The sequence below is a fragment of the Dactylosporangium sp. NPDC049525 genome (genome assembly GCF_040676755.1).
Lineage (GTDB): Bacteria > Actinomycetota > Actinomycetes > Mycobacteriales > Micromonosporaceae > Dactylosporangium.
The window spans coordinates 29,926-50,091 of record NZ_JBFAPO010000050.1 but is presented as its reverse complement, the minus strand read 5'-3'; the positions used below and the strand labels follow the sequence as shown (position 1 = coordinate 50,091).

16 protein-coding genes are annotated in these 20,166 nt (G+C 70.4%); 9 read left to right on the top strand and 7 right to left on the bottom strand.

The genetic code is table 11. The annotated features are described in order from the left end of the window. The 3 genes from AB0K00_RS43765 to AB0K00_RS43755 form a co-directional block, all read right to left on the bottom strand. A complete protein-coding gene (locus tag AB0K00_RS43765) occupies positions 1-1,152 on the bottom strand; it encodes an exonuclease SbcCD subunit D C-terminal domain-containing protein (protein WP_363534245.1) in 1,152 nt (383 codons plus the stop codon). A gap of 31 nt (positions 1,153-1,183) precedes the next feature. Further along, positions 1,184-2,938, bottom strand: coding sequence for an ATP-binding protein (locus tag AB0K00_RS43760; protein WP_363534243.1), 1,755 nt, complete (start codon positions 2,936-2,938; stop codon positions 1,184-1,186). Positions 2,939-3,126: 188 nt separating this feature from the next. Next, a complete protein-coding gene (locus tag AB0K00_RS43755) occupies positions 3,127-3,789 on the bottom strand; it encodes a pyrimidine reductase family protein (RefSeq protein ID WP_363534344.1) in 663 nt (220 codons plus the stop codon). Positions 3,790-4,028: 239 nt separating this feature from the next. Here AB0K00_RS43755 and AB0K00_RS43750 point away from each other — a divergent pair, with 239 nt between their 5' ends. From AB0K00_RS43750 to AB0K00_RS43715, 8 genes are all read left to right on the top strand, one after another. After that, positions 4,029-4,574, top strand: a complete 546-nt coding sequence (locus tag AB0K00_RS43750; protein ID WP_363534240.1) for a plasmid pRiA4b ORF-3 family protein — start codon at positions 4,029-4,031, stop codon at positions 4,572-4,574. Between the two features lie 459 nt (positions 4,575-5,033). Continuing rightward, positions 5,034-6,344, top strand: a complete 1,311-nt coding sequence (locus AB0K00_RS43745; protein WP_363534237.1) for an extracellular solute-binding protein — start codon at positions 5,034-5,036, stop codon at positions 6,342-6,344. 89 nt (positions 6,345-6,433) lie between these two features. Continuing rightward, positions 6,434-7,420 carry a sugar ABC transporter permease gene (locus tag AB0K00_RS43740; RefSeq protein WP_363534234.1) on the top strand — a complete coding sequence of 329 codons (987 nt, stop codon included), beginning with the start codon at positions 6,434-6,436 and terminating at the stop codon, positions 7,418-7,420. Positions 7,421-7,428: 8 nt separating this feature from the next. After that, positions 7,429-8,328 carry a carbohydrate ABC transporter permease gene (locus AB0K00_RS43735; RefSeq protein ID WP_363534341.1) on the top strand — a complete coding sequence of 300 codons (900 nt, stop codon included), beginning with the start codon at positions 7,429-7,431 and terminating at the stop codon, positions 8,326-8,328. Then, positions 8,325-9,728, top strand: coding sequence for a GH1 family beta-glucosidase (locus AB0K00_RS43730; protein ID WP_363534231.1), 1,404 nt, complete (start codon positions 8,325-8,327; stop codon positions 9,726-9,728). Before AB0K00_RS43735 ends, AB0K00_RS43730 begins: the two co-directional genes overlap by 4 nt. 1 nt (position 9,729) lies before the next feature. After that, positions 9,730-10,749, top strand: coding sequence for a LacI family DNA-binding transcriptional regulator (locus AB0K00_RS43725; protein ID WP_363534228.1), 1,020 nt, complete (start codon positions 9,730-9,732; stop codon positions 10,747-10,749). A 43-nt stretch (positions 10,750-10,792) separates the two neighbouring features. Then, positions 10,793-13,228, top strand: a complete 2,436-nt coding sequence (locus AB0K00_RS43720; protein ID WP_363534225.1) for a glycosyl transferase — start codon at positions 10,793-10,795, stop codon at positions 13,226-13,228. Positions 13,229-13,309: 81 nt separating this feature from the next. Then, positions 13,310-14,371 carry a LacI family DNA-binding transcriptional regulator gene (locus tag AB0K00_RS43715; RefSeq protein ID WP_363534222.1) on the top strand — a complete coding sequence of 354 codons (1,062 nt, stop codon included), beginning with the start codon at positions 13,310-13,312 and terminating at the stop codon, positions 14,369-14,371. Between the two features lie 548 nt (positions 14,372-14,919). Here the strand turns inward: AB0K00_RS43715 and AB0K00_RS43710 are convergent. From AB0K00_RS43710 to AB0K00_RS43700, 3 genes are all read right to left on the bottom strand, one after another. Beyond that, positions 14,920-15,411: a MarR family transcriptional regulator gene (locus tag AB0K00_RS43710; protein WP_363534220.1), complete on the bottom strand. Its 492-nt coding sequence runs from the start codon at positions 15,409-15,411 to the stop codon at positions 14,920-14,922. Between the two features lie 24 nt (positions 15,412-15,435). Further along, a complete protein-coding gene (locus AB0K00_RS43705; RefSeq protein ID WP_363534217.1) occupies positions 15,436-16,620 on the bottom strand; it encodes a PP2C family protein-serine/threonine phosphatase in 1,185 nt (394 codons plus the stop codon). 100 nt (positions 16,621-16,720) lie between these two features. Continuing rightward, on the bottom strand, positions 16,721-18,286 hold the full coding sequence (locus AB0K00_RS43700; protein WP_363534214.1) for a phospholipid carrier-dependent glycosyltransferase: 1,566 nt from the start codon (positions 18,284-18,286) through the stop codon (positions 16,721-16,723). Between the two features lie 29 nt (positions 18,287-18,315). On the opposite strand from AB0K00_RS43700, the gene rsmI reads away from it, so the two are divergent. Beyond that, positions 18,316-19,146, top strand: a complete 831-nt coding sequence (rsmI, locus tag AB0K00_RS43695) for a 16S rRNA (cytidine(1402)-2'-O)-methyltransferase (RefSeq protein ID WP_363534338.1) — start codon at positions 18,316-18,318, stop codon at positions 19,144-19,146. Between the two features lie 12 nt (positions 19,147-19,158). On the opposite strand, the gene AB0K00_RS43690 is transcribed toward rsmI, so the two are convergent. Further along, positions 19,159-20,076: a hypothetical protein gene (locus AB0K00_RS43690; protein WP_363534211.1), complete on the bottom strand. Its 918-nt coding sequence runs from the start codon at positions 20,074-20,076 to the stop codon at positions 19,159-19,161. Positions 20,077-20,166 lie beyond the last annotated feature (90 nt).

Sequence of the window (20,166 nt, the reverse complement as noted above, 5' to 3'; positions counted from 1 at the left end):
TCAGTTCCTTGCTTCTTGGACTTCGTCGTGCAGCTGGTGGAACAGCTTGACCGTGGCCTCGTCCGCGTGACCCTTCTGGCCGAGGTAGTCGGAGAACAGCTCACCCGCCGAGCGCCCGGCGCGGGCCGCGGCGCGCTCCGCGGACTTCGGGTCGGGCAGCAGCTTCGGGTCGATGCGCACCTCGAGGGCCTTCGGCAGCAGCTCCTGGACCTCCTCGCGCAGCCCCGCCCGCGGTTGCTCCGACACGTACACCCGCAGCCACGCCTCCCCGGTGTCCAGGGTGGACAGCTGGGCGAGGGTGCCGCGGACCGTCCGCAGCGGCGTGGCGACCGGCAGGGGCACCTCGCGGGCCCGGGCCGCGGTGCTGGTGGTGACGTCGACGATGGTGACGGCGGAGAAGTTCTCCTCCTCGCCGAAGTCGATCGGCAGCGGGCTGCCGCAGTACCGGATCGGGCAGGGACCGTTGACGACCTGCGCGCGGTGCAGGTGCCCCAGTGCCACGTAGTGCGCCGAGGACGGGAAGACCGACGCCGGCACCGCGTAGCCCATGATGGTGTGCGCCTCGCGCTCGCCGCCGCCCATCGTCGCGCCGATCACGGTCAGGTGCCCGGTGATCAGGTTGACGGTGTCCCGCCCGAACCCCTGGGTCAGGGTCGCGAGCAGCCCGCCGATCTGGTGCGCGTAGGACTGGGCGCTCTCCGCGGCGCTGAGGTCGAACATCTCCGCCGCGCGGACCGCGTAGCGCTGGGACACGAACGGCAGCGCGGCGAGCCGCCACTCCTCGCCGTCCTTGGTCCGCCCGGACAGCAGCAGCTCCTCGGGCCGGGTGAGGGCGCCGCGGATGGTGATCCCGGCCGCCTCCGCCCACGGCCGCAGCGCGTCGAGGGCCTGGCCGTTGTCGTGGTTGCCGCCGATGACGACCACGTCCGCGCCCGACTTGCGCAGCGCCGACAGGCCCCGCGTGACGATCTTCGTGGCGTCGGCGGGCGGGCTCGCGGAGTCGTACAGGTCGCCGGCGACGATCACCAGGTCGGGCTGCTCGGCCTCGGCCACGTCGACGAGCGCCTTGAGGGCCGCGATGTGGTCGTTGGCCCGCGACTGTCCTTTGAGGACCTTGCCGACGTGCCAGTCCGAGGTGTGCAGAATCCGCACCGGTGGGTGTCCTCTCGTCTGTGTTGCCTGGCTAGAACGGGATTTCGTCGTCGGTGATGCCGCCGCCGACCCGCGCGACGACCGCGAACGAGTCGTTGGCCTGGGCGATCGAGCGCAGCGTCGAGCTGGGCGCCGGGCCCGCCTCGGCCGGCCGGGTCGCCCAGGACGGGAACGGGAACTCGATGCACAGCGGCACCGGGATCTCCGGCTGCGACACGAACATGGTGCCCGGCTTGGCCAGCAGCGCCCGCTGCCGCTGCGCGGGCGGCAGGAACCCGTACTCCGGGCGGGACGCCTCCGCCGGGTCGAGCCGGCCGACGACCCGGATCGCGGAGTTGGCCACGATGCGCCGCTCGACCTCGCTCGCGGTCTGCTGCGCGCCGATCAGCACGACACCCAGGGACCGGCCGCGCTCGGCGATGTCGAGCAGCACCTCCTTGATCGGGCTGGTGCCCTCCCGCGGCGCGTACTTGTTGAGCTCGTCGAGGACCACGAACAGCAGCGGCTTCGCGGTGCCGGCCTTCTCCTTGCGCTCGAACTCGCTGCGCAGCGTCACGCCGACCACGAAGCGCTGCGCCCGGTCCGGCAGGTTGTGCAGGTCGACCACGGTCACCTGGGCGCTCTCGGCGGTGTTGATCGCGTGCGGTCTCCTGGTCGCGAGGTCGCCGCGGATCAGCCGGGACAGGTCCTTCTTGCTGCCGATCAGCCGGCGGGCGAACGCGTTGACGGTGCCGAGCCCGACCGCGCTGCCGGCCCACTGCCCGCGGGTCGCGTCGTCGGTGATCTGCTCCACGAGGTAGTCGACGAGGTCGGCGTAGGAGTTGAGCCGGGTGCCGTCGACGGCGACGCCGCCCTCGGCGGGCTGGGCGATGCGCGCCAGGTGCGCCGTGACCGAGTGGACCACCATTGTGTACTGCTGGCGCTCGTCGTCGGCGTCGGCGAACACGTACGGCAGCAGCCGGTCGGCGCAGAACTCCTGCAGCGTCCAGTAGAAGCTGTCGACCCCGGTGAGCCGGCTGCTGACGTCGGGCGTGCCGGAGGAGTCGCCGGCCCGCGGCGGCGCGTAGACCCGCACGTCGGGGAACGGCCCGGCGACCAGCCCGAGCCGGGCGTAGGCCGCCTCCGTCGTCGCGTCCAGGCGGCTGTTCGGATAGTCGAGGAACAGCAGGTCCTCGCCCTTGACGTTGAAGATCAGCGCGCGGGTGTTGGCGGTCTCGCCGGCGCCGCCCAGGACCCCGGACCGGAACACCGAGTAGAGCAGGAACGTCGCGAAGCTCGTCTTGGTCGCGACCCCGGAGATGCCGGAGATGGACACGTGCGCGCCGCGGCTGCCGTCGAGGAAGTCCGCGTTGAGGAACATCGCCGCGCCGTCCCGGCCGAACCCCATCGGGATCGTGCGGTCCATCCGGTCGAAGTACAGCGCGCCGGCGCGTGCGTCGCCCTGCGCCCGGTGTACGACCGCGCCCGGCGTCGGCGGCACGTAGACCTCCGGGTCGACCCGGGTCGTGGTGATCTCGGCGGCCTCCTGCACGGTCGCCGGGAGCGTGCCGTCGGCGACCAGGAACACGTCGGAGTCGAACACGACCCCCTCGTGCCGGGCCCGGACCGCGGTGACCACGCCCGCGATCTTCACCGACGGCTGGCCGGGAAGCTCACGCTCGGTGACGACGACGTCATCGAGCTGGAGGTAGGCGTCCTCGTTCACGGCGACCCAGAACGTCAGCGGGGTCGCGTCGGCCGTGCCGAGGACCCGGCCGACGATCGGCCCGTCCTTGTTGGCGTCCATATGGTCGACCCCCAGTACATGTGTTCGCCTGTGCATCGTGCCCCACGAGCACCAGTGGATCGAAGTCACCACGCCCGCTGTGGACACGTTCACGTTTGTTCACGCCGGCAAAACCGGGCAAACCCGGCGACTGTCCACAGGTTGGGGACACTTGTCCACAGGTCTGTGGACAACGTTGTGGATTCCGGTCAGCGCCCGTATCGCAGCAGCAGCTGACCATCGGCCAGCAGCGCGTGACGCAGCGTGAGGTTTGCCGGGGCCGGAAGTTCCGGCCCGGCCGTGATCCTGCCCGCTCCGGGCCCGGCGAGCAACGGCGACACCGTGAGACACAACTCGTCCACCAGCCCCGCCGCGGTGAGCGACCCGAACAGCGTCGGCCCGCCCTCGCTCAGGATCTGCGCGAACCCGCGCTCCCGCAGCTGCCCGACCGCCGCCACCAGGTCCACGTGCTCGTCACCCGCACGGATGACGTCGGCGACCTCGCCCAGCGCCCCCGGCTCGGCCTGGGCCCTGGTCAGGATGATCGGGCGGACCGGGGCGTCGGCGAGGGCCGGCTGCGCGGGGTCCAGGTCGCAGCGGCCGGAGACGATGACCAGGGTCGGGAACTCGCTCATGCCGAGCGCCAGGCGCCACTGCCGGCGCTGCTGGTCCAGCCGCACCGCGTGATACCCCTCCTCGCGGACCGTGCCGGCGCCGACGAGCAGCGCGTCGCAGCGCATCCGCAGGATCCCGAAGACCCGCTTGTCCTCGGGCCCCGACAGGCCGGCGGACTTCCCGCCGAGCGTGCCCGCACCGTCGAGGCTCGACACGAAGTTCACCCGCAGGGATGGCTCCGGCGGGGGTGCGTACAGGTCGACGAGGGTCGCATGGTCGACGGCTCCCGGCTCCGGGTACAGCTGCTGCACCCGGCAACCCTACTTGCCTACTCGCCGGGCGGTCCCGTCACCGGCGGGATCGGCTCCGGCGGGCGGTGCTGGCAGTCGCACCGGTTGCCGCCCGGGCAGTCGGCATGCCGTTTCTCCCGACACGCAGGACAGATCACGACTTCAGGGTGCGCCGTCGCACCTGCCCGGTCAACAATGACTGCACCATGGCGCGCGCGATCATCCAACTCCGCATCACGCTCGACGGCGTCGAGCCCACCGTCTGGCGGCGGGTGCTGATTCCCGGCGGGTTCACCCTCGACCGGGTCCACCGCGTCGTGCAGTTCGCGATGGGCTGGGGCGACCGGCACCTGCACGTCTTCGACGTCGACGGGGTGCAGTACGGCGTGCCCGACCCCGACGGCCTGCTCGACGTCCACGACGAGCTCGACGTGCGCCTGGACGCCGTGGCGCACAAGGGCGACCGGCTGCGGTACACCTACGACTTCGGCGACTGGTGGGAGCACGACCTGATCGTCGAGGACGTGTTCCCCGCCGACCTGGACACGGTCTATCCCGTGTGCACCGCCGGCGAACGCGCCTGCCCACCCGACGACGTCGGCGGCCCCGACGGGTACCGCGACCTCCTCGCCGCCGTCGCCGACCCGGCCCACCCCGACCACGCGGCGATGCGGGACTGGCTCGGCCGCGCCATCGACCCGGCCGCGTTCGACCCGGCCCGCGCCACCACGCTGCTGCGCCGCATGACCTAGGAGCGCGGTTTTTCCGCTCCCTTCGCCGAGATGCCCATCGATCGATGCGGTGCGCCTTCACGGGCGTGGAGCATCGATCGATGTGTGTTTCATGACGGCCTCTGCCGACGATCTGCGTCGATGGGTGACGCCGCCGCGCAGGAATTGACTCAAGTCGCTGGATGTGCTCTGCATGGAGCGGGCATGTCGCGGTAAAGCGTGACAAACGGGCGCTACGAAATCTTGCGGTAACGAAATGGGAACGCTCCCATTGCCCCATTGACACGTGGCGAACGAGGCGCCAGTCTCATGGGAGCGCTCCCGTGGCTGTGGCCGGTGACACACCCCGCGGCCATGGGAGCCACTCAAATGCTCGACCCGCCATACCTGCGACACCCGAACGACGGACTTCACACCCGGGTCCGCCGTCGATGCATCACACCCCCACCACACCCATCACGACCTGAGAGAGGGGTCAGGATGAGCGTTACCTCACGCCGTCTGCGTTCGATCGCTACGGCCGCGCTCACCGTGGGTCTTGCCCTCGGTATGACCGCATGCAGCGCCAAGAAGGATGCCGAGCCCAGCGCCGACGGCACCGGCCCGGTCACCATCTCGCTGTCCTACTTCGGCACGCCCGGTTTCACGCAGGCGGTCAAGGACTTCGAGGCCGCCAACCCGAACATCAAGGTTGACGTCAAGAACGAAGGCCAGACCAAGGACTTCACGCCCAAGCTCGCCCAGTGGATCTCCGCCGGCAGCGGCGCGAGCGACGTGGTCATGCTCGAAGAGGGCATGCTCCTGCAGTACCTGAAGGACAACAAGGGCTTCGCCAACCTGCTGGACCTGGGCGCGGCGTCCGTCGAGAAGGACTACCTGCCCTTCAAGTGGAAGAACGCGTTCACCGCGGACGGCAAGAAGCTCGTCGGTCTCGGCACCGACGTCGGCCCGCTCGCCATGTGCTACCGCACCGACCTCTTCCAGGAGGCCGGCCTGCCCGTCGATCGTGACGCGGTCAGCAAGCTGTGGCCGACGTGGGAGGAGTACATCAAGCAGGGCGAGATCTTCAAGGCGAAGAACACCGGCGCGGCGTGGACCGACTCGGCGACCAGCATCATGCAGCCGTACATCATGCAGAACGCTGACAGCTGGTTCTACGACAAGAGCGACAAGTACATCGGTGACACCAACCCGGCCGTGAAGAAGGCGTACGACCTGGGCATGGACATGGCCTCCAAGGGCCTGACCGCCAAGCTCGCGCGCTGGCAGGCCGACTGGGACGCCGCGTTCAAGAACGCCGCGTTCGCGACCGTGCCGTGCCCGCCGTGGTACACGGGCGTCATCAAGGAGCGCGCCGGCGACGCCGGCAAGAACAAGTGGGACATCGCGACCATCCCCGGTAAGGGTGGCAACTGGGGCGGCTCCTACCTCGCGATCCCGGAGCAGAGCAAGAACAAGAAGGCCGCGTTCGAGCTGATCAAGTTCATCACCGGCAAGCAGGGTGGCCTGGACGCGTTCGCCGAGGCCGGCCCGCTGCCCTCGTCGATCGCCGCGCTGGACGACCCGAAGATCACCGACGCGAAGAACGAGTACTTCAACAACGCGCCGGTCGGCAAGATCTACGCCGGTGCCGCGAAGGAGCTCAAGCCGATCTACCTCGGGCCGAAGCACCAGGCCCTGTGGGAGAACGGGTTCGAGCCGGCGATGCAGGCCGCCGAGCAGGGCAAGCTGAGCGCCCAGGCGGGCTGGGACAAGGCCATCAAGGACAGCAAGGCACTCGCCGAAGGCTGATCCGACCGATGACGGCGGAGGCGGTGTCGAACCTGACGCCGCCTCCGCCACATCCCCTTAGCCCGTTGATCGGAAGGGATCCACCCCCCATGGCTACCAACGTCGGCGAGGTCACCGGACCTCGCCACGGGCGCGCACCCGCCGGGTCTTCGAAGCAGCCGTCGCGGCGCTCCGTGCGGGTCGGCCGGCTCGACCTGCGACTGTCGCCGTACCTGTTCGTCGCGCCGTTCTTCGTCCTGTTCGCGGTGTTCGGGGCCTACCCGCTGGTCTACACGGCCATCCTGTCGACCCGGAAGAACACGCTGACGGGCGGCGACGCCGGCTTCGTCGGGTTCGAGAACTACCGCAAGATCCTGATGGACGAGCATTTCTGGGTCGTCATCTACAACACCTTCGGCCTGTTCATCGTCTCGACCGTGCCGCAGCTGATCGGCGCGCTGCTCATCGCGAGCTGGCTCAACAAGAAGATGCGGGCCCGCACCGCGATCCGGATGGGCGTGCTCATCCCGAACATCACCTCCGTCGCGGCCGTCGGCATCGTGTTCGGCCTGATCTTCGCCGACCGGTACGGCCTGGCGAACTGGCTGCTGCAGTCCGTCCACCTGGATCCGGTCGAGTGGCGCAACCACCGCTGGTCGTCGTGGACCGCGATCGCGTTCATGGTCGACTGGCGCTGGACCGGCTACAACGCACTGATCTACCTGGCCGCGATGCAGGCGATCCCGAAGGAGCTGTACGAGTCGGCGTCCCTGGACGGCGCGTCCGCGGCCCGCCGGTTCTGGCGGATCACCGTGCCGCTCATCCAGCCGACGATCCTCTTCACCGTGATCATCTCGACGATCGGCGGCATGCAGCTGTTCACCGAGCCGCTGCTGTTCAACTACGGCCGCATCCAGGGTGGCTCGCTCAACGAGTTCCAGACCGTGGCGATGTACATCTACGAGACCACGTTCACGAACAACTTCAACGTGGGCCGCGGCGCCGCGATCTCCTGGCTGCTGTTCGTGATCATTCTCATCTTCGCGCTGGTCAACTTCGCCTTGGTGCGCCGATCCGTCAAGGGGACCACCTCATGAGCACGACGATGACCCGACCTCGAAGCGTGCCGGGCACGCCGCCGCCGGGGAAGAAGGGCCGGGTCCGCAGTGCCTCGTCGGCGCTGTGGGACGCCAGCCCGCTGACCTACCTCGCGCTGATCATCACGATCGTGCTGTCGGTCTTCCCGATCGTGTGGTCGTTCATCGTGGCGTCGCGGGACAACAGCGCCGTCACCGACATCCCGCCGCCGCTCACGCCCGGCCCGAACTTCTTCGACAACGCCCAGCGGGTGCTGGACAACACCGACGCGAACTTCGTCTACGGCCTGATCAACTCGGCGATCGTGGCGTCGTGCGTGACCCTGTCGGTGGTGTTCTTCTCCACCCTCGCCGGGTTCGCCTTCGCTAAACTGAAATTCAGGGGGAAGAACGCCCTGCTGCTGATCATCATCCTCACGATGATGATCCCGACACAGGTCAACATCATCCCGCTGTACCTGCTCATGGTGAAGTTCGACTGGACGAACACCCTCCAGGCGGTCATCGTGCCGTTCCTGGTCAAGGGCTTCGGTGTCTTCATGATCCGTCAGTACGCGGAGTCGGCGATCAGCGACGAGCTCATCGAGGCCGCCCGGGTCGACGGTGCCTCCACCTGGCGGACGTACTGGAGCGTCGTGCTGCCGGCGCTGCGCCCCGCCGCGGCGGTGCTGGGCCTGCTCACGTTCATGGAGACCTGGAACGACTTCCTGTGGCCGTACGTCGTGCTCAACGGCGACACTCCGACCGTGCAAGTTTCACTGAACATTCTCGCGACCGGTTACTACAAGACCGACTACGTGCAAGTCTTTACCGGGACAGCGTTGGCCATCGTGCCGCTGCTCCTCGTGTTCATCGCATTCGGCCGTCAGATCATCGGCGGCATCATGGAAGGTTCGGTCAAGGCGTGACCAGCATCGACCCGCTGACGTTCCCACCCGGTTTCGTGTGGGGTGCGGCGACCGCGTCGTACCAGATCGAGGGTGCCGTCCAGGAGGACGGCCGCACCCCCTCGATCTGGGACACGTTCAGCCACATCCCCGGCAAGACCCTGGGCGGGGACACCGGCGACGTGGCCTGCGAGCATTACCACCGCTACCGCGAAGACGTGGGGCTGATGAAGGACCTGGGCGTCAACGCCTACCGGTTCTCCGTCGCGTGGCCCCGCGTCCAGCCGGGCGGGTCGGGGCCGGCCAACGCCAAGGGCCTGGACTTCTACCGGCGGCTCGTCGACGAGCTGCTGTCGCACGACATCACCCCCTGGGTGACGCTGTACCACTGGGACCTGCCCCAGACGCTCGAGGACGCGGGCGGCTGGCCCGCCCGCGACACCGCGGCCCGGTTCGCCGACTACGCCACGCTCGTGCACGGCGCGCTCGGCGACCGGGTCCGGCACTGGACGACGTTCAACGAGCCGTGGTGCTCGGCGTTCCTCGGCTACGCGTCCGGCGTCCACGCACCCGGCCGCCAGCACGCACCCGACGCCCTGGCCGCGATGCACCACCTGCTCCTCGGCCACGGCCAGGCGCTCCAGTCGATCCGGGCCACCGATCCCGAGGCGCAGCTGGGCATCACGCTCAACCTGTACGCCATCTCCCCGGCCGACGAGCACAAGGCCGGAGACCTCGACGCGGCCCGCCGCATCGACGGGCTGGCCAACCGGATCTTCCTCGACCCGGTCCTGCTCGGCTCCTACCCGGCCGACGTCGTCGCCGACCTGGCCGAGGTCAGCGACTTCGGGTTCGTCCGCGACGGCGACCTGGAGCAGATCGCGCAGCCCCTCGACCTGCTCGGCATCAACTACTACAGCCGCCACGTCGTGGCCGCCGAGGACCCCGACGTGCCCGCCGAGCCGTACTGGCGGGCGCCGACGTCGTGGCCGGGCAGCGAGACCGTCCGGTTCCTCAAGCGCCCCGGCGTCCCCGTCACCGACATGGGCTGGGAGGTCGACGCCCCCGGGCTCACCGAGACCCTCACCCGCGTCGCCCGCGACTACCCGGCGGTCCCGCTGTACATCACCGAGAACGGCGCCGCGTACGTCGACACCGTGGGTGATGACGGCTCCGTGGACGACGCCGACCGGGTCGCCTACTTCGACGCGCACTTCCGGGCCTGCCACGACGCGATCACCGCCGGGGCGCCGCTGCGCGGCTACTTTGCCTGGTCGCTGCTGGACAACTTCGAGTGGGCGTGGGGCTACACCAAGCGGTTCGGCATGATCCGCGTCGACTACGACACGCAGCAGCGCACGGTCAAGGCCAGCGGCCACCGGTTCCGCGAGGTCATCAAGCACAACGGCCTCGGCGAGTAGCGTGCGCCGCCCGACGCTGGACGAGGTGGCCGCGCTCGCCGGCGTCGGGCGCGGCACGGTCTCCCGGGTGATCAACGGCTCGCCGCAGGTCAGCCCGGAGGCCCGGGCCGCCGTCGCCCGCGCCGTCGAGGAACTCGGCTACGTGCCCAACCGGGCGGCCAGGGCCCTCGTCACCCGCCGCACCGACTCGGTCGCCCTCGTGGTGTCCGAGTCGGAGGAGCGGGTCTTCGGCGAGCCGTTCTTCGCCGGCATCGTCCGCGGCGTCAGCAACGTCCTCGCCGACACGTCGCTGCAGCTGTGGCTGGCGATGGCGCAGTCACCGTCGCAGCGCCTCATGGTCGAACGGCACCTGTCCGACCAGCACGTCGACGGGGTACTGCTGCTGTCCCTGCACGACGACGACCCGCTGCCGGCGCTGCTCGGCAAGCGGGGGCTGCCGACCGTCCTCGGCGGGCGGCCGGCGCACATGCTCGAGGTGGAGGGTGACAACGAGGTCGCCTACGTCGACAACGACAACGAAGGCGGCGCCCGCACCGCCGTCGAACACCTCATCGGCCTCGGTCGCCGCTGCATCGCGGTGATCGCCGGCCCGCAGGACATGGCGGTGGGCATCGCCCGCCTCCGTGGCTACCGGGAGGCGCTGCGCCTGGCGTCCCTGCCGCACGAGCAGCGACTCATCGCGTACGGCGACTTCAGCGAGGCGAGCGGGGCCGACGCGATGCACCGCCTGATCCATCTCAACCCCGGTCTCGACGCCGTCTTCGCCGCCTCCGACCTGATGGCCGCCGGTGCCATCCGCGCCCTGCGTGAGCTGGGCCGCCGGGTGCCCGCCGACGTGGCCGTGGTCGGGTTCGAGGACTCCGCCGTGGCCCGGCAGACCCAGCCGCCGCTCACCACCGTGCACCAGTCGGTGGAGGGGATGGGGCGCGAGATGGCCAGGCTCCTGCTGGCCCGCATCGCCGGCGGGCCGGCCCACTCGACTGTGCTCGACACGCACCTCGTGGTCCGCGAGTCGGCCTGACCGTTTCGAGCGCAGTCTTCATCCCCACCGCAGGAGGCACCCCGTGCGCTTCGGCCACTTCGACGACGAACGCCGCGAGTACGTCATCGACCGACCAGACACCCCGCTGCCCTGGATCAACTACCTCGGCACCGAGGCGTACTTCGGCATCATCTCCAACACCGCCGGCGGCTACTCGTTCTACCGCGACGCGCGGCTGCGCCGGCTCACCCGGTACCGGTACAACAACGCCCCCATGGACCTGGGCGGCCGCTACCTCTACCTGAGGGACGAGGAGACCTTCTGGTCGCCCACGTGGCAGCCGACGCAGACCGAGCTCGACGACTACGAGTGCCGCCACGGGCTGTCGTACACGCGCATCGCCTCCCGGTACCGCGGGATCAAGGCCGAGACGCTCTACTTCGTGCCGCTGGGGGAGACCCTGGAGGTGTGGCGGCTGAAGGTCACCAACGAACGCGACACCGCCGTCACACTGTCGGCCTTCTCCTCGATCGAGTTCTGCCTGTGGGACGCGCAGGACGACGCCACCAACTACCAGCGCAACTTCAACACCGGCCAGGTCGAGGTCGTCGACGGCGTCATCTACCACAAGACGGAGTACCGGGAGCGCCGCGACCACTTCGCCTACTTCGCCTGCAGCGAGCCCCTGGCCGGCTTCGACACCGCGCGGGAGGCGTTCCTCGGCCCGTACCGCTCCTGGGACCGGCCCCTGGCGGTCGAACGCGGCGAGTCCAGCGACTCGATCGCCCACGGCTGGCAGCCGCACGGCTCGCACCACGTCAAGCTCACCCTCGAGCCGGGGGAGACCCGGGAGATCGGCTTCGTCCTCGGGTACGCCGAGAACCCCCGCGACGCGAAGTTCGACCCGCCCGGCTCGCAGACGATCAACAAGGCCGCTGCGCAGGCGAAGATCGCTTCCTGGCTGAACCAGGAGACCGTCGACGCCGGGTTCGCCGCCCTCGCCGCGCGCTGGGAGGAGCTCCTCGGCGGGCTGCAGGTGCAGACGCCGGACACCGACACCGACCGCATGGTGAACATCTGGAACGCCTACCAGAACATGGTCACCTTCAACATGAGCCGGTCCACGTCGCTGTACGAGAGCGGGATCGGGCGCGGCATGGGCTTCCGCGACTCGAACCAGGACCTGCTCGGCTTCGTGCACATGATCCCGGAACGGGCCCGCGAGCGGATCCTCGACATCGCCGCGACCCAGTTGCCGACCGGCGGGGCATACCACCAGTACCAGCCGCTGACGAAACGGGGCAACAACGACATCGGCTCCGGCTTCAACGACGACCCGCTGTGGCTGATCCTGGGCGTGTCGTCGTACATCAAGGAGAGCGGCGACTGGAGCATCCTGGACGAGCCGGTGCCCTTCGACAACGCCCCCGGCAGCGAGCAGCCCCTGTACGAACATCTTCGGCTGTCGTTGCGGTACACCACCGAACGCCTCGGACCGCACGGCCTGCCGCTGATCGGCCGGGCCGACTGGAACGACTGCCTCAACCTCAACTGCTTCTCCGACACGCCCGGCGAGCCGTTCCAGACCACGGAGAACGCCACCGGCGGCGTCGCGGAGTCGGTGTTCATCGCCGGCCAGTTCGTCCTGGCCGCTCGCGAGCTGGCGGGGCTGGCTCTGCAACGAGGCGACGATCCGACCGCTTATCAGAACGCGGCGGAGAAGATGGCGGGCACCATCGCCGAGCACGGCTGGGACGGTTCGTGGTTCCGCCGTGCCTACGACTTCCACGGCAACGTCATCGGCTCCGCGTCCAACGACGAGGGCCAGATCTTCATCGAACCGCAGGGCATGTGCATCATGGGCGGCGTCGGCCTGGAGGACGGCACCGCGGTCCGCACGCTCGCCAGCGTCCGGGAGCGCCTGGCCACCCCGCACGGCATCGTGCTGCAGCAGCCGGCGTTCAGCTCGTACCGCATCGAACTCGGCGAGATCTCCTCCTACCCGCCGGGGTACAAGGAGAACGCCGGGATCTTCTGCCACACCAACCCGTGGCTCATGATCGCCGAGGCGATGGTCGGCAACGGCGACGGTGCCTTCGACTACTACAAGCGGATCAACCCGTCGGCCCGCGAGGAGCTCGGCGACCTGCACCGCTGCGAGCCCTACGTCTACGCCCAGATGATCGCCGGCCGCGACGCGCCCACCCACGGCGAGGCGAAGAACTCGTGGCTGACCGGGACCGCGGCATGGAACTACGCCGCCGTCACCCAATGGATCCTGGGCATCCGCCCGGAGCTGTCGGGCCTGCGGATCGCGCCGGTCCTGCCCGCCGCGTGGTCCGGGTTCTCCGCGGTCCGGCGCTTCCGCGGCGCCACCTACCGCATCACGGTCAGCAAGGAACCGGGCGCGCCGGCATCGACCTGCCGGCTCGTTGCGGACGGTGTACCGGTGGAAGGCGGCGTGCTGCCCGTCGCCCCGGCGGGGAGTACGGTGCTGGTGGAGGCGCATTTGTCGTAGATCGTTTCGGTTTGCCGCCGCGGTGCCGCGTTTCTCGGGCACCGCGGCTGCAAGATCGCGGGCGTGTGCGCACAATGGGGCGTGCCTTCCACCAACAGCCGCCCCCGCTCCGCGGGCCGTCCCACGCTCGACGAGGTCGCCTCGCGCGCCGGCGTCGGGCGCGGCACGGTCTCGCGCGTGGTCAACGGCTCGCCGCAGGTGAGCCCGGAGGCGCGGGCGGCCGTGCAGAAGGCGATCGACGAACTCGGTTACGTGCCCAACCGCGCCGCCCGTGCCCTCGTCACGCAGCGCACCGACTCCGTCGCCCTCGTCGTGTCCGAGTCGGAGGAACGGGTCTTCGGTGAGCCGTTCTTCGCCGGCATCGTCCGCGGCGTCAGCTCCGCCCTCGCCGACACCCAGCTCCAGCTGTGGCTCGCCATGGCCCAGTCCCCGGCCGAACGGCAGCGCGTCGAACACCACCTCACCAACCAGCACGTCGACGGCGTCATGCTGCTGTCCCTGCACGACGCCGATCCGCTGCCGAGCCTCCTGGAGCGACGCGGCCTGCCCGTCGTCCTCGGCGGCCGCCCCGCCCGCATGCTCACCTCCGACACGGACGTCGCCTTCGTCGACGCCGACAACGAGGGCGGCGCCCGCCTCGCCGTCGGCCACCTCCTGGACCGCAACCGCCGCCGGATCGCCGCAATCGCCGGCCCGCAGGACATGGCCGCGGGCGTGTCCCGCCTCGCCGGCTACCGCGAGGCGATCGAACGCTCCGGCACCCCCGTCGACGAGACCCTCATCGCCTACGGCGACTTCAGCGAGGCCTCCGGCGAACGCGCCATCCACGAGCTGCTCGCCCGCAACGCCGACATCGACGCCGTCTTCGCCGCCTCCGACCTGATGGCCGTCGGCGCCCTGCGGGCCCTGCGCGAGCTGGGCCGGCGCGTCCCGGACGACGTGTCCCTGGTCGGCTTCGACGACGTCGCCATCGCCCGCCAGACCGACCCACCCCTGACCACCGTCCACCAGCCCGTCGAGGCCATGGGCCGGGAAATGGTCCGCCTCCTGCTCGCCCGCATCGCCGGCGCCGCCCCCACCGCCGTCATGGTGGAAACCCACCTGGTAGAACGCGCCAGCACTAGTTCTTCCGCGGCGGCCTGACGGCCGTAAGAGCAGTGGGGGATTCTCACCCCACACCCCCAATGCTCGCTTCGCTCGCACGGCCTGCGCCCAGGGGCGCGGCCGAAACACGCGCATGCGCGCGGCAACCGAAGACCGCGGGTCAAGGTTTCCGTCTCACCAGGTCTGTCGTCCAACTCGCCTGCCATTCGCGCGAGACGCGGAGGCAGGCCCATCCACCCCTCCACGCGGCCGTGCGAAGACCCGAGGGCGCCCTGGATGCCCCTGGCCTCCACACTCCAGCAAGACAACCGCGCCGGGAGCATCACGTCATTGCGTCCGTCCTGGCGCGAGATGCTTTTTGGATGGGCCTGCCTCCGCGTCTCGCGCGCAGGGCAGGCGAGTTGGACGACAGACCTGTTGTGCCCCGCAACCCGGACCACCGGTCTTCGGTTGCTGCGCGCATGCGCGTGTTTCGGCCGCGCCCCTGGGCGCAGGCCGTGCGAGCGGAGCGAGCATTGGGGGTGTGGGGTGAGAATCCCCCACTGCTCCTGGACGGCCGAAGGCCGCCGCGGAAGAAACAGCACAGCTCAGCTGGCTTGGGCCTTGGCGTCGGCGACCACTGGGGTGCCGGCGGCGTGGGAGAAGGACTGGAGGCCCAGGACCAGGGCGGCGCGGTCGTCCGGGGACATCCGGCGCAGGACGGCGGCGATCGTCTCCTGGCGCTGGCGGCCGAGGCTGTCGAGCAGGTGGCGGGCCGTCGGGGTCAGGACCAGCCACACCTCGCGCCGGTCGCGGTCGTCGTTGGTGCGGCGCAGCAGGTCGGCCGCCTCGAGGCGGTCGCAGAGGCGGCTGGCCGAGGACGGCGCGGTGCGCAGGGCGATCGCCAGCTGGGTCAGGTTGATCGAGCCGGCCTGGTCCACCACGCCGAGGACGCGCAGCTGGGCGGCGGAGACGCCGGAGTTGTCGTTGGCGGCGCTGGTGGCGAGGACCAGCGCCTGGCCCGCGGCGTCGACCAGTGCGGCGGCCACGGAGGCCGCGTCGTCACTGGCGGCCGGGTGCGGTGAGGGTCTGCTCCGCACGTCGTCCTCCGGGGTTCGCGGGGATCACGGGTCGGCTCTGGGCGACCAGTCGAGACAGACGATCAACGCATCGTCGGCGAGTTCGGCGCCCGCGTGATAGTCACGAAGGCTCCGCATGACGCTGCCGATGGCCTCGGCCGGTGGTTGCAACCGGGTCGATCGTATGGCACGGCTCAACTCACGCTCACCGTACGCGGCCTCGTTCGGCCGGGTGGCGGCGTGCACCCCGTCGCTGACGATGAAGAGCCGGTCGCCGGGGTGGACCCGTTCGTGCTCCTCGACGTATCTGGTGTCGCCGAACATGCCGAGCGGCAGCTGCGGGTCGAGGACCATGTCGCGGACCTGGCCGCCGCGGACCAGGAGCATGCGGGGCGAGCCGGCGTCGACGATGCGCAGCTCGCCGGTGACGATGTTGAGCGACAGCAGGAGGGTCGCCACGTGGCGGGTGCCGCCGTACTGCGAGGAGATCGCGTCGGCGGCGAGGACGGCCTGGTCGGCGAGGTCGCCGGGGGCGCTCTGCCCGGCGGGGATGGACCGGCGGGCGTTGCGCATCGCGTTGACCGCGAGGGTGGTGAGCAGCGCGGCGTCCAGGCCGGTGCCCATGCCGTTGAGGGCGGTGACGGTGAGCCAGTCGCCGTTGACGGACCAGTCGAAGTGGTCGCCGCCGACCGCGTACGCCGGCTCCAGCTGCCCGGCGAGCTTGACGCCGGGCTGGTCGTAGCCCCGGGCGGGCAGGAGGTCCCATTGCATCTCGGCGGCCATCGTCAGCCGGCCGCCGCGCCGCCGGTCGAGGTGGTAGCGGTCGGTGCGCCGGTACGCCGCCTGCAACGCCACCGCGAACGTGCCGGCCAGGTCGCGCAGTCCTTCGCGTGCCTGCTGCGCCCGCCCGGCGTCCAGGACCACGCTGAGCACCCCGACGCGCTCGCCCCACGCGCTGATCGGCAGGTGCAGCCGGGCGAGGGCTTGGCCCTCCCGGGCCTCCAGCACGATGGTCTGGCTGGCGAACGCCCTAGTCGCGGAGGGGAGCTGGTCGTCCGCGTGGTCGGGTTCGACGCCACTCGGCGAGAGCGCGGTGGAGCGGTAGTCCGCCAGCCACACGGTGCTGCTCTTCGTGCCGTGTGCCGCGCTCAGGTGGGCGTCGAGCACCTCCACCAGGCGATCAGGTGGTGCGGTGCGCAAAGCCTTCTCGATGGAGCCAACGCCGGACATGCGAGCCTTTCACCATCCGCGACCGAAGCCTTTGTTTGCCGTGCGGCAAACAATATAGGGCAGTCCGTCGACTGTGGTGATACCCAGCCACCTCGTGGTGCTACACCCAGCGCGATCCGAGCCACATGCGGGAGAACCATTCCGTGTACGTAATGTCCATACCACTATAGATCGGGTAGAAGTACGCGAAACAGGCCGCAACGAGCAGGACGTACGCACCCGCGACGATCGACCCGATCAGCCGGTGGTCGCTGTCGGGCTTCACGTGCCGCGGCGGGCCGATGATGGCGCCGAGCACGTACACCACGGCGAGGACCAGGAACGGCTCGGCCGGCAGGGCGTAGAAGTAGAACATCGTGCGGTGCTCGGGCATCGACTGGAACCACGGCACGATCCCGGCGAGGGCGCACACCATGATCAGCCAGGCGCGGCCGTCGCGGCGGGCGATCGCCAGCCAGCCGAGGGCGATCAGCGCCGGCAGGAACGACCACCACAGCACCGGCGTGCCGAGCAGCAGGATCTCCGACGCGCAGCTGCTCGCGCCGCACGGCCCGTCGGTGTTCCAGTAGAACGCGACCGGGCGGCCCAGCAGCAGCCACATCCACGGCCACGACTGGTACTGGTGCTTCGTGCTCAGCCCGGTGTGGAACTTGTACGCCTCCTGGTGGTAGTGCCACAGGTTGACCAGCGGGTCGAGCAGGCGGTCCTGCGTCAGGCCGTTCGTCTGCGCGTACCAGTGGCGGAAGTACCCCTCGTCGGAGAGGAACCAGCCGGTCCAGGTAGCGAGATACGCCACCAATGCGAGGCCGAAGACGGCGAAGATCCAGCCGCCGTCGTCGAGGATGCCGTCGCGGATCGAGTGCCGCGACCCGGCCGCGCGGCGGGCGCTGATGTCGAAGATCAGCGTGAGCGCGACGAAGAGCAGCACATACCAGAGCGCGCTCCACTTGACGCCGCAGGCGAGGCCGAGGGAGACGGCGCAGGCCAGCCGGTACCAGGGAATCCCGAGGCGAGGCCGGTTGCCGGCACCGGGCCGGCTCGGGTCGATCCCCCGCTCCAGCGCCGCGAGCCACCTGGCCCGGCGCTGCTCGCGGTCCAGGACCAGGAAGTAGAACGCGACGACGATCCAGAACATGAGGAAGATGTCCAGCAGCGCCGCCCGCGACAGCACGAAGTGCATGCCGTCCAGGGACATCAGCAGCCCCGCCGTCGCGGCGAGGAGCGTGGAGCGGAACAGCCGCCGCGCGGCGAGGACGATCAGCAGGATCGACACCACCCCGACGGTGACCGCCGCGATGCGCCACCCGAACGAGTTGTACCCGAAGACCTGCTCGCCCAGCCCGATCATCCACTTACCGAGGGGCGGGTGCACCACGTACTGCGGGGTGCCGTCCTCCGGGTTCCACTCGACCCCGTGCTGCAACAGGTCCCACGCCTCGTTGGCGTAGTACACCTCGTCGAACACCGTCTCCTTCGGATGCGCCAGATTCACCATCCGCAGCAGCAGCCCGACCCCGGTGATCAGGATCGCCGCCAGCCAGAACCCCGGCGTGGCGGGCCCGGGCCGGGCGAGCCGGCGACGCACCGCGTCGGCGACCGGGCGGGCCGGGGACGGCTCAACCGCCTGCGGCGGCGTCTCGCTTGCGTCGGTCAGCACCGAGGTCATTGCGCGATCGTAGGCGGTGGGATGCCACCATCGCACATGTGCCATTGATTCTGCTCGGAGCTCCGCTGGGCAATCCCGAGGACGCCTCGCCCCGCCTGCGGTCGATCCTCGCCACCGCCGACGTCGTCGCCGCCGAGGACACCCGCAGGCTGGGCCGCCTCGCCCAGGCCCTCGGCGTCACCATCGGCGGCCGGCTCGTCAGCTACTTCGAGGGCAACGAGGAGCGCCGCACCCCGGAGCTCGCGGACCTGCTCGCGGCCGGGACGACCGTCGCGGTCGTCACGGACGGCGGCATGCCCAGCGTGTCCGACCCCGGATTCAGGCTGGTCCGGGCGGCGGTGGCGTTGGGTGTACCGGTGAGCGTCGCACCGGGCCCGAGCGCCGTCACGACCGCGCTCGCCGTGTCCGGGCTGCCCTGCGACCGGTTCTGCTTCGAGGGTTTCCCACCCCGGAAACAGGGTGAGCGCCGTACGTACTTCGCGTCGCTCGCCGCCGAGCCGCGGACCCTCGTCTTCTTCGAGTCCCCGCACCGCGTCGAGGACACCATGCGCGACCTGGCCGCCGCCTTCGGCGCCGACCGCCCGGCGGCGCTGTGCCGCGAACTGACCAAGACCTACGAGGAGATCCGCCGCGGCACCCTCGGCGAACTGGCACAGGACGCCGGATCGGCCCGCGGCGAGATCACCCTCGTCGTCGGCGGCGCACCCGCGATCACCCTGGAACGCCCCACCGACGCGGCCCTGTCCGCCTCGGTCGCCGAGCTGGTCGCCGCCGGCACCTCGAAGAAGGACGCGATCACCGAGGTGGCCACCCGCTTCGGCCTGCCGAGGCGCGAGGTCTACGCCGCCGCCCATGCGTGAAAGTTCCAGCGGCTAGTAGCTGGCCATGAGGACGCCGACGCCGAGCAGCAGCGGGGCCGCTACGGTCAGCGCGTAGGCGGCCAGGCGGGTGCGGAAGCGGCCGAGGCGGCCGGCGCCGGTGGCCCAGCACAGGGCGGCGCCGCACAGCAGGATCAGGGCCAGGCCGACCGTCCAGCGGACGCGCAGGCCGGAGGGGTTGCCGGCGTAGGCGATCCGGCCACCGTCGCGCATCCGTGCGTCGAGGACGGTGCCGGGAGCGTCGTCGGCGCCGACGAGGGGTACACCCGCGACCGCCGGATGCGCCTCGGACTGGAACGTCGCGTAGCAGCGGCGCAGGACGCCGTCGCCCCTGCAGCGGGTGATCTGGGCCTGGCCGCGCTCGCCCTGGCCCATGTCGAGCCAGAAGGGTTCGGCGCTGGTCCAGGCGAAGAAGCCGGCCAGCAGGGCGATCACCAGCATCGCGGGCAGGCCGACGAGGGGGTTGCGGGAGTGGCGGACCTTCCGCGGCGGGCGCTTCGGTGGCGGTGAGGTACGGGCGGCGTCGCGGGGCTGGCGCATGACGCGCATCGCGGGCGGCGGCCAGAGCTCGCCGACGTCGGAGAGCTGCGTGTGGGACGACTGCACGTGGGACAGCTGCGCGTCGGACACCTGCGCGTCGGACAGTTGTGCCGCGGTCTGCTCCAGGTGGTCGGTGGCCAGTTGCAGGTGTTCGATGACCGCCGTGGCGCCCGCGTCGTAGGCGCCGGGGTCGGCGAGGTCGGGGGCGAGGCCGGCGGGATCGGCCGGCACGAGGTCGCGGGCAGGCTCGGCGGTCGGTGCCCGGACCGTCGTGGTCGTCGTGGTGGGCCACAACGGAAACCCGTCGGAGTCCAGGGCCTTGGGTGGGATCCCGGCGGCCTGGCCACGCCACCACGCTGCTTCTTCGCTCACCGTCCCATTGGACAACGGGCGATACCGGAGATTTCGGACGTCACCTAGCGTGTCGGGAGAAACTATCCGTTCGCCGAACGAGGGAGCGGG

Excerpts from the sequence above, each read along its gene's own strand:
- AB0K00_RS43700 (WP_363534214.1), bottom strand. The coding sequence starts at position 18,286 with ATGACCTCGGTGCTGACCGACGCAAGCGAGACGCCGCCGCAGGCGGTT.
- AB0K00_RS43750 (WP_363534240.1), top strand. The coding sequence starts at position 4,029 with ATGGCGCGCGCGATCATCCAACTCCGCATCACGCTCGACGGCGTCGAG.
- AB0K00_RS43705 (WP_363534217.1), bottom strand. The coding sequence starts at position 16,620 with ATGTCCGGCGTTGGCTCCATCGAGAAGGCTTTGCGCACCGCACCACCT.
- AB0K00_RS43760 (WP_363534243.1), bottom strand. The coding sequence starts at position 2,938 with ATGGACGCCAACAAGGACGGGCCGATCGTCGGCCGGGTCCTCGGCACG.
- AB0K00_RS43735 (WP_363534341.1), top strand. The coding sequence starts at position 7,429 with ATGACCCGACCTCGAAGCGTGCCGGGCACGCCGCCGCCGGGGAAGAAG.
- AB0K00_RS43740 (WP_363534234.1), top strand. The coding sequence starts at position 6,434 with ATGGCTACCAACGTCGGCGAGGTCACCGGACCTCGCCACGGGCGCGCA.
- AB0K00_RS43745 (WP_363534237.1), top strand. The coding sequence starts at position 5,034 with ATGAGCGTTACCTCACGCCGTCTGCGTTCGATCGCTACGGCCGCGCTC.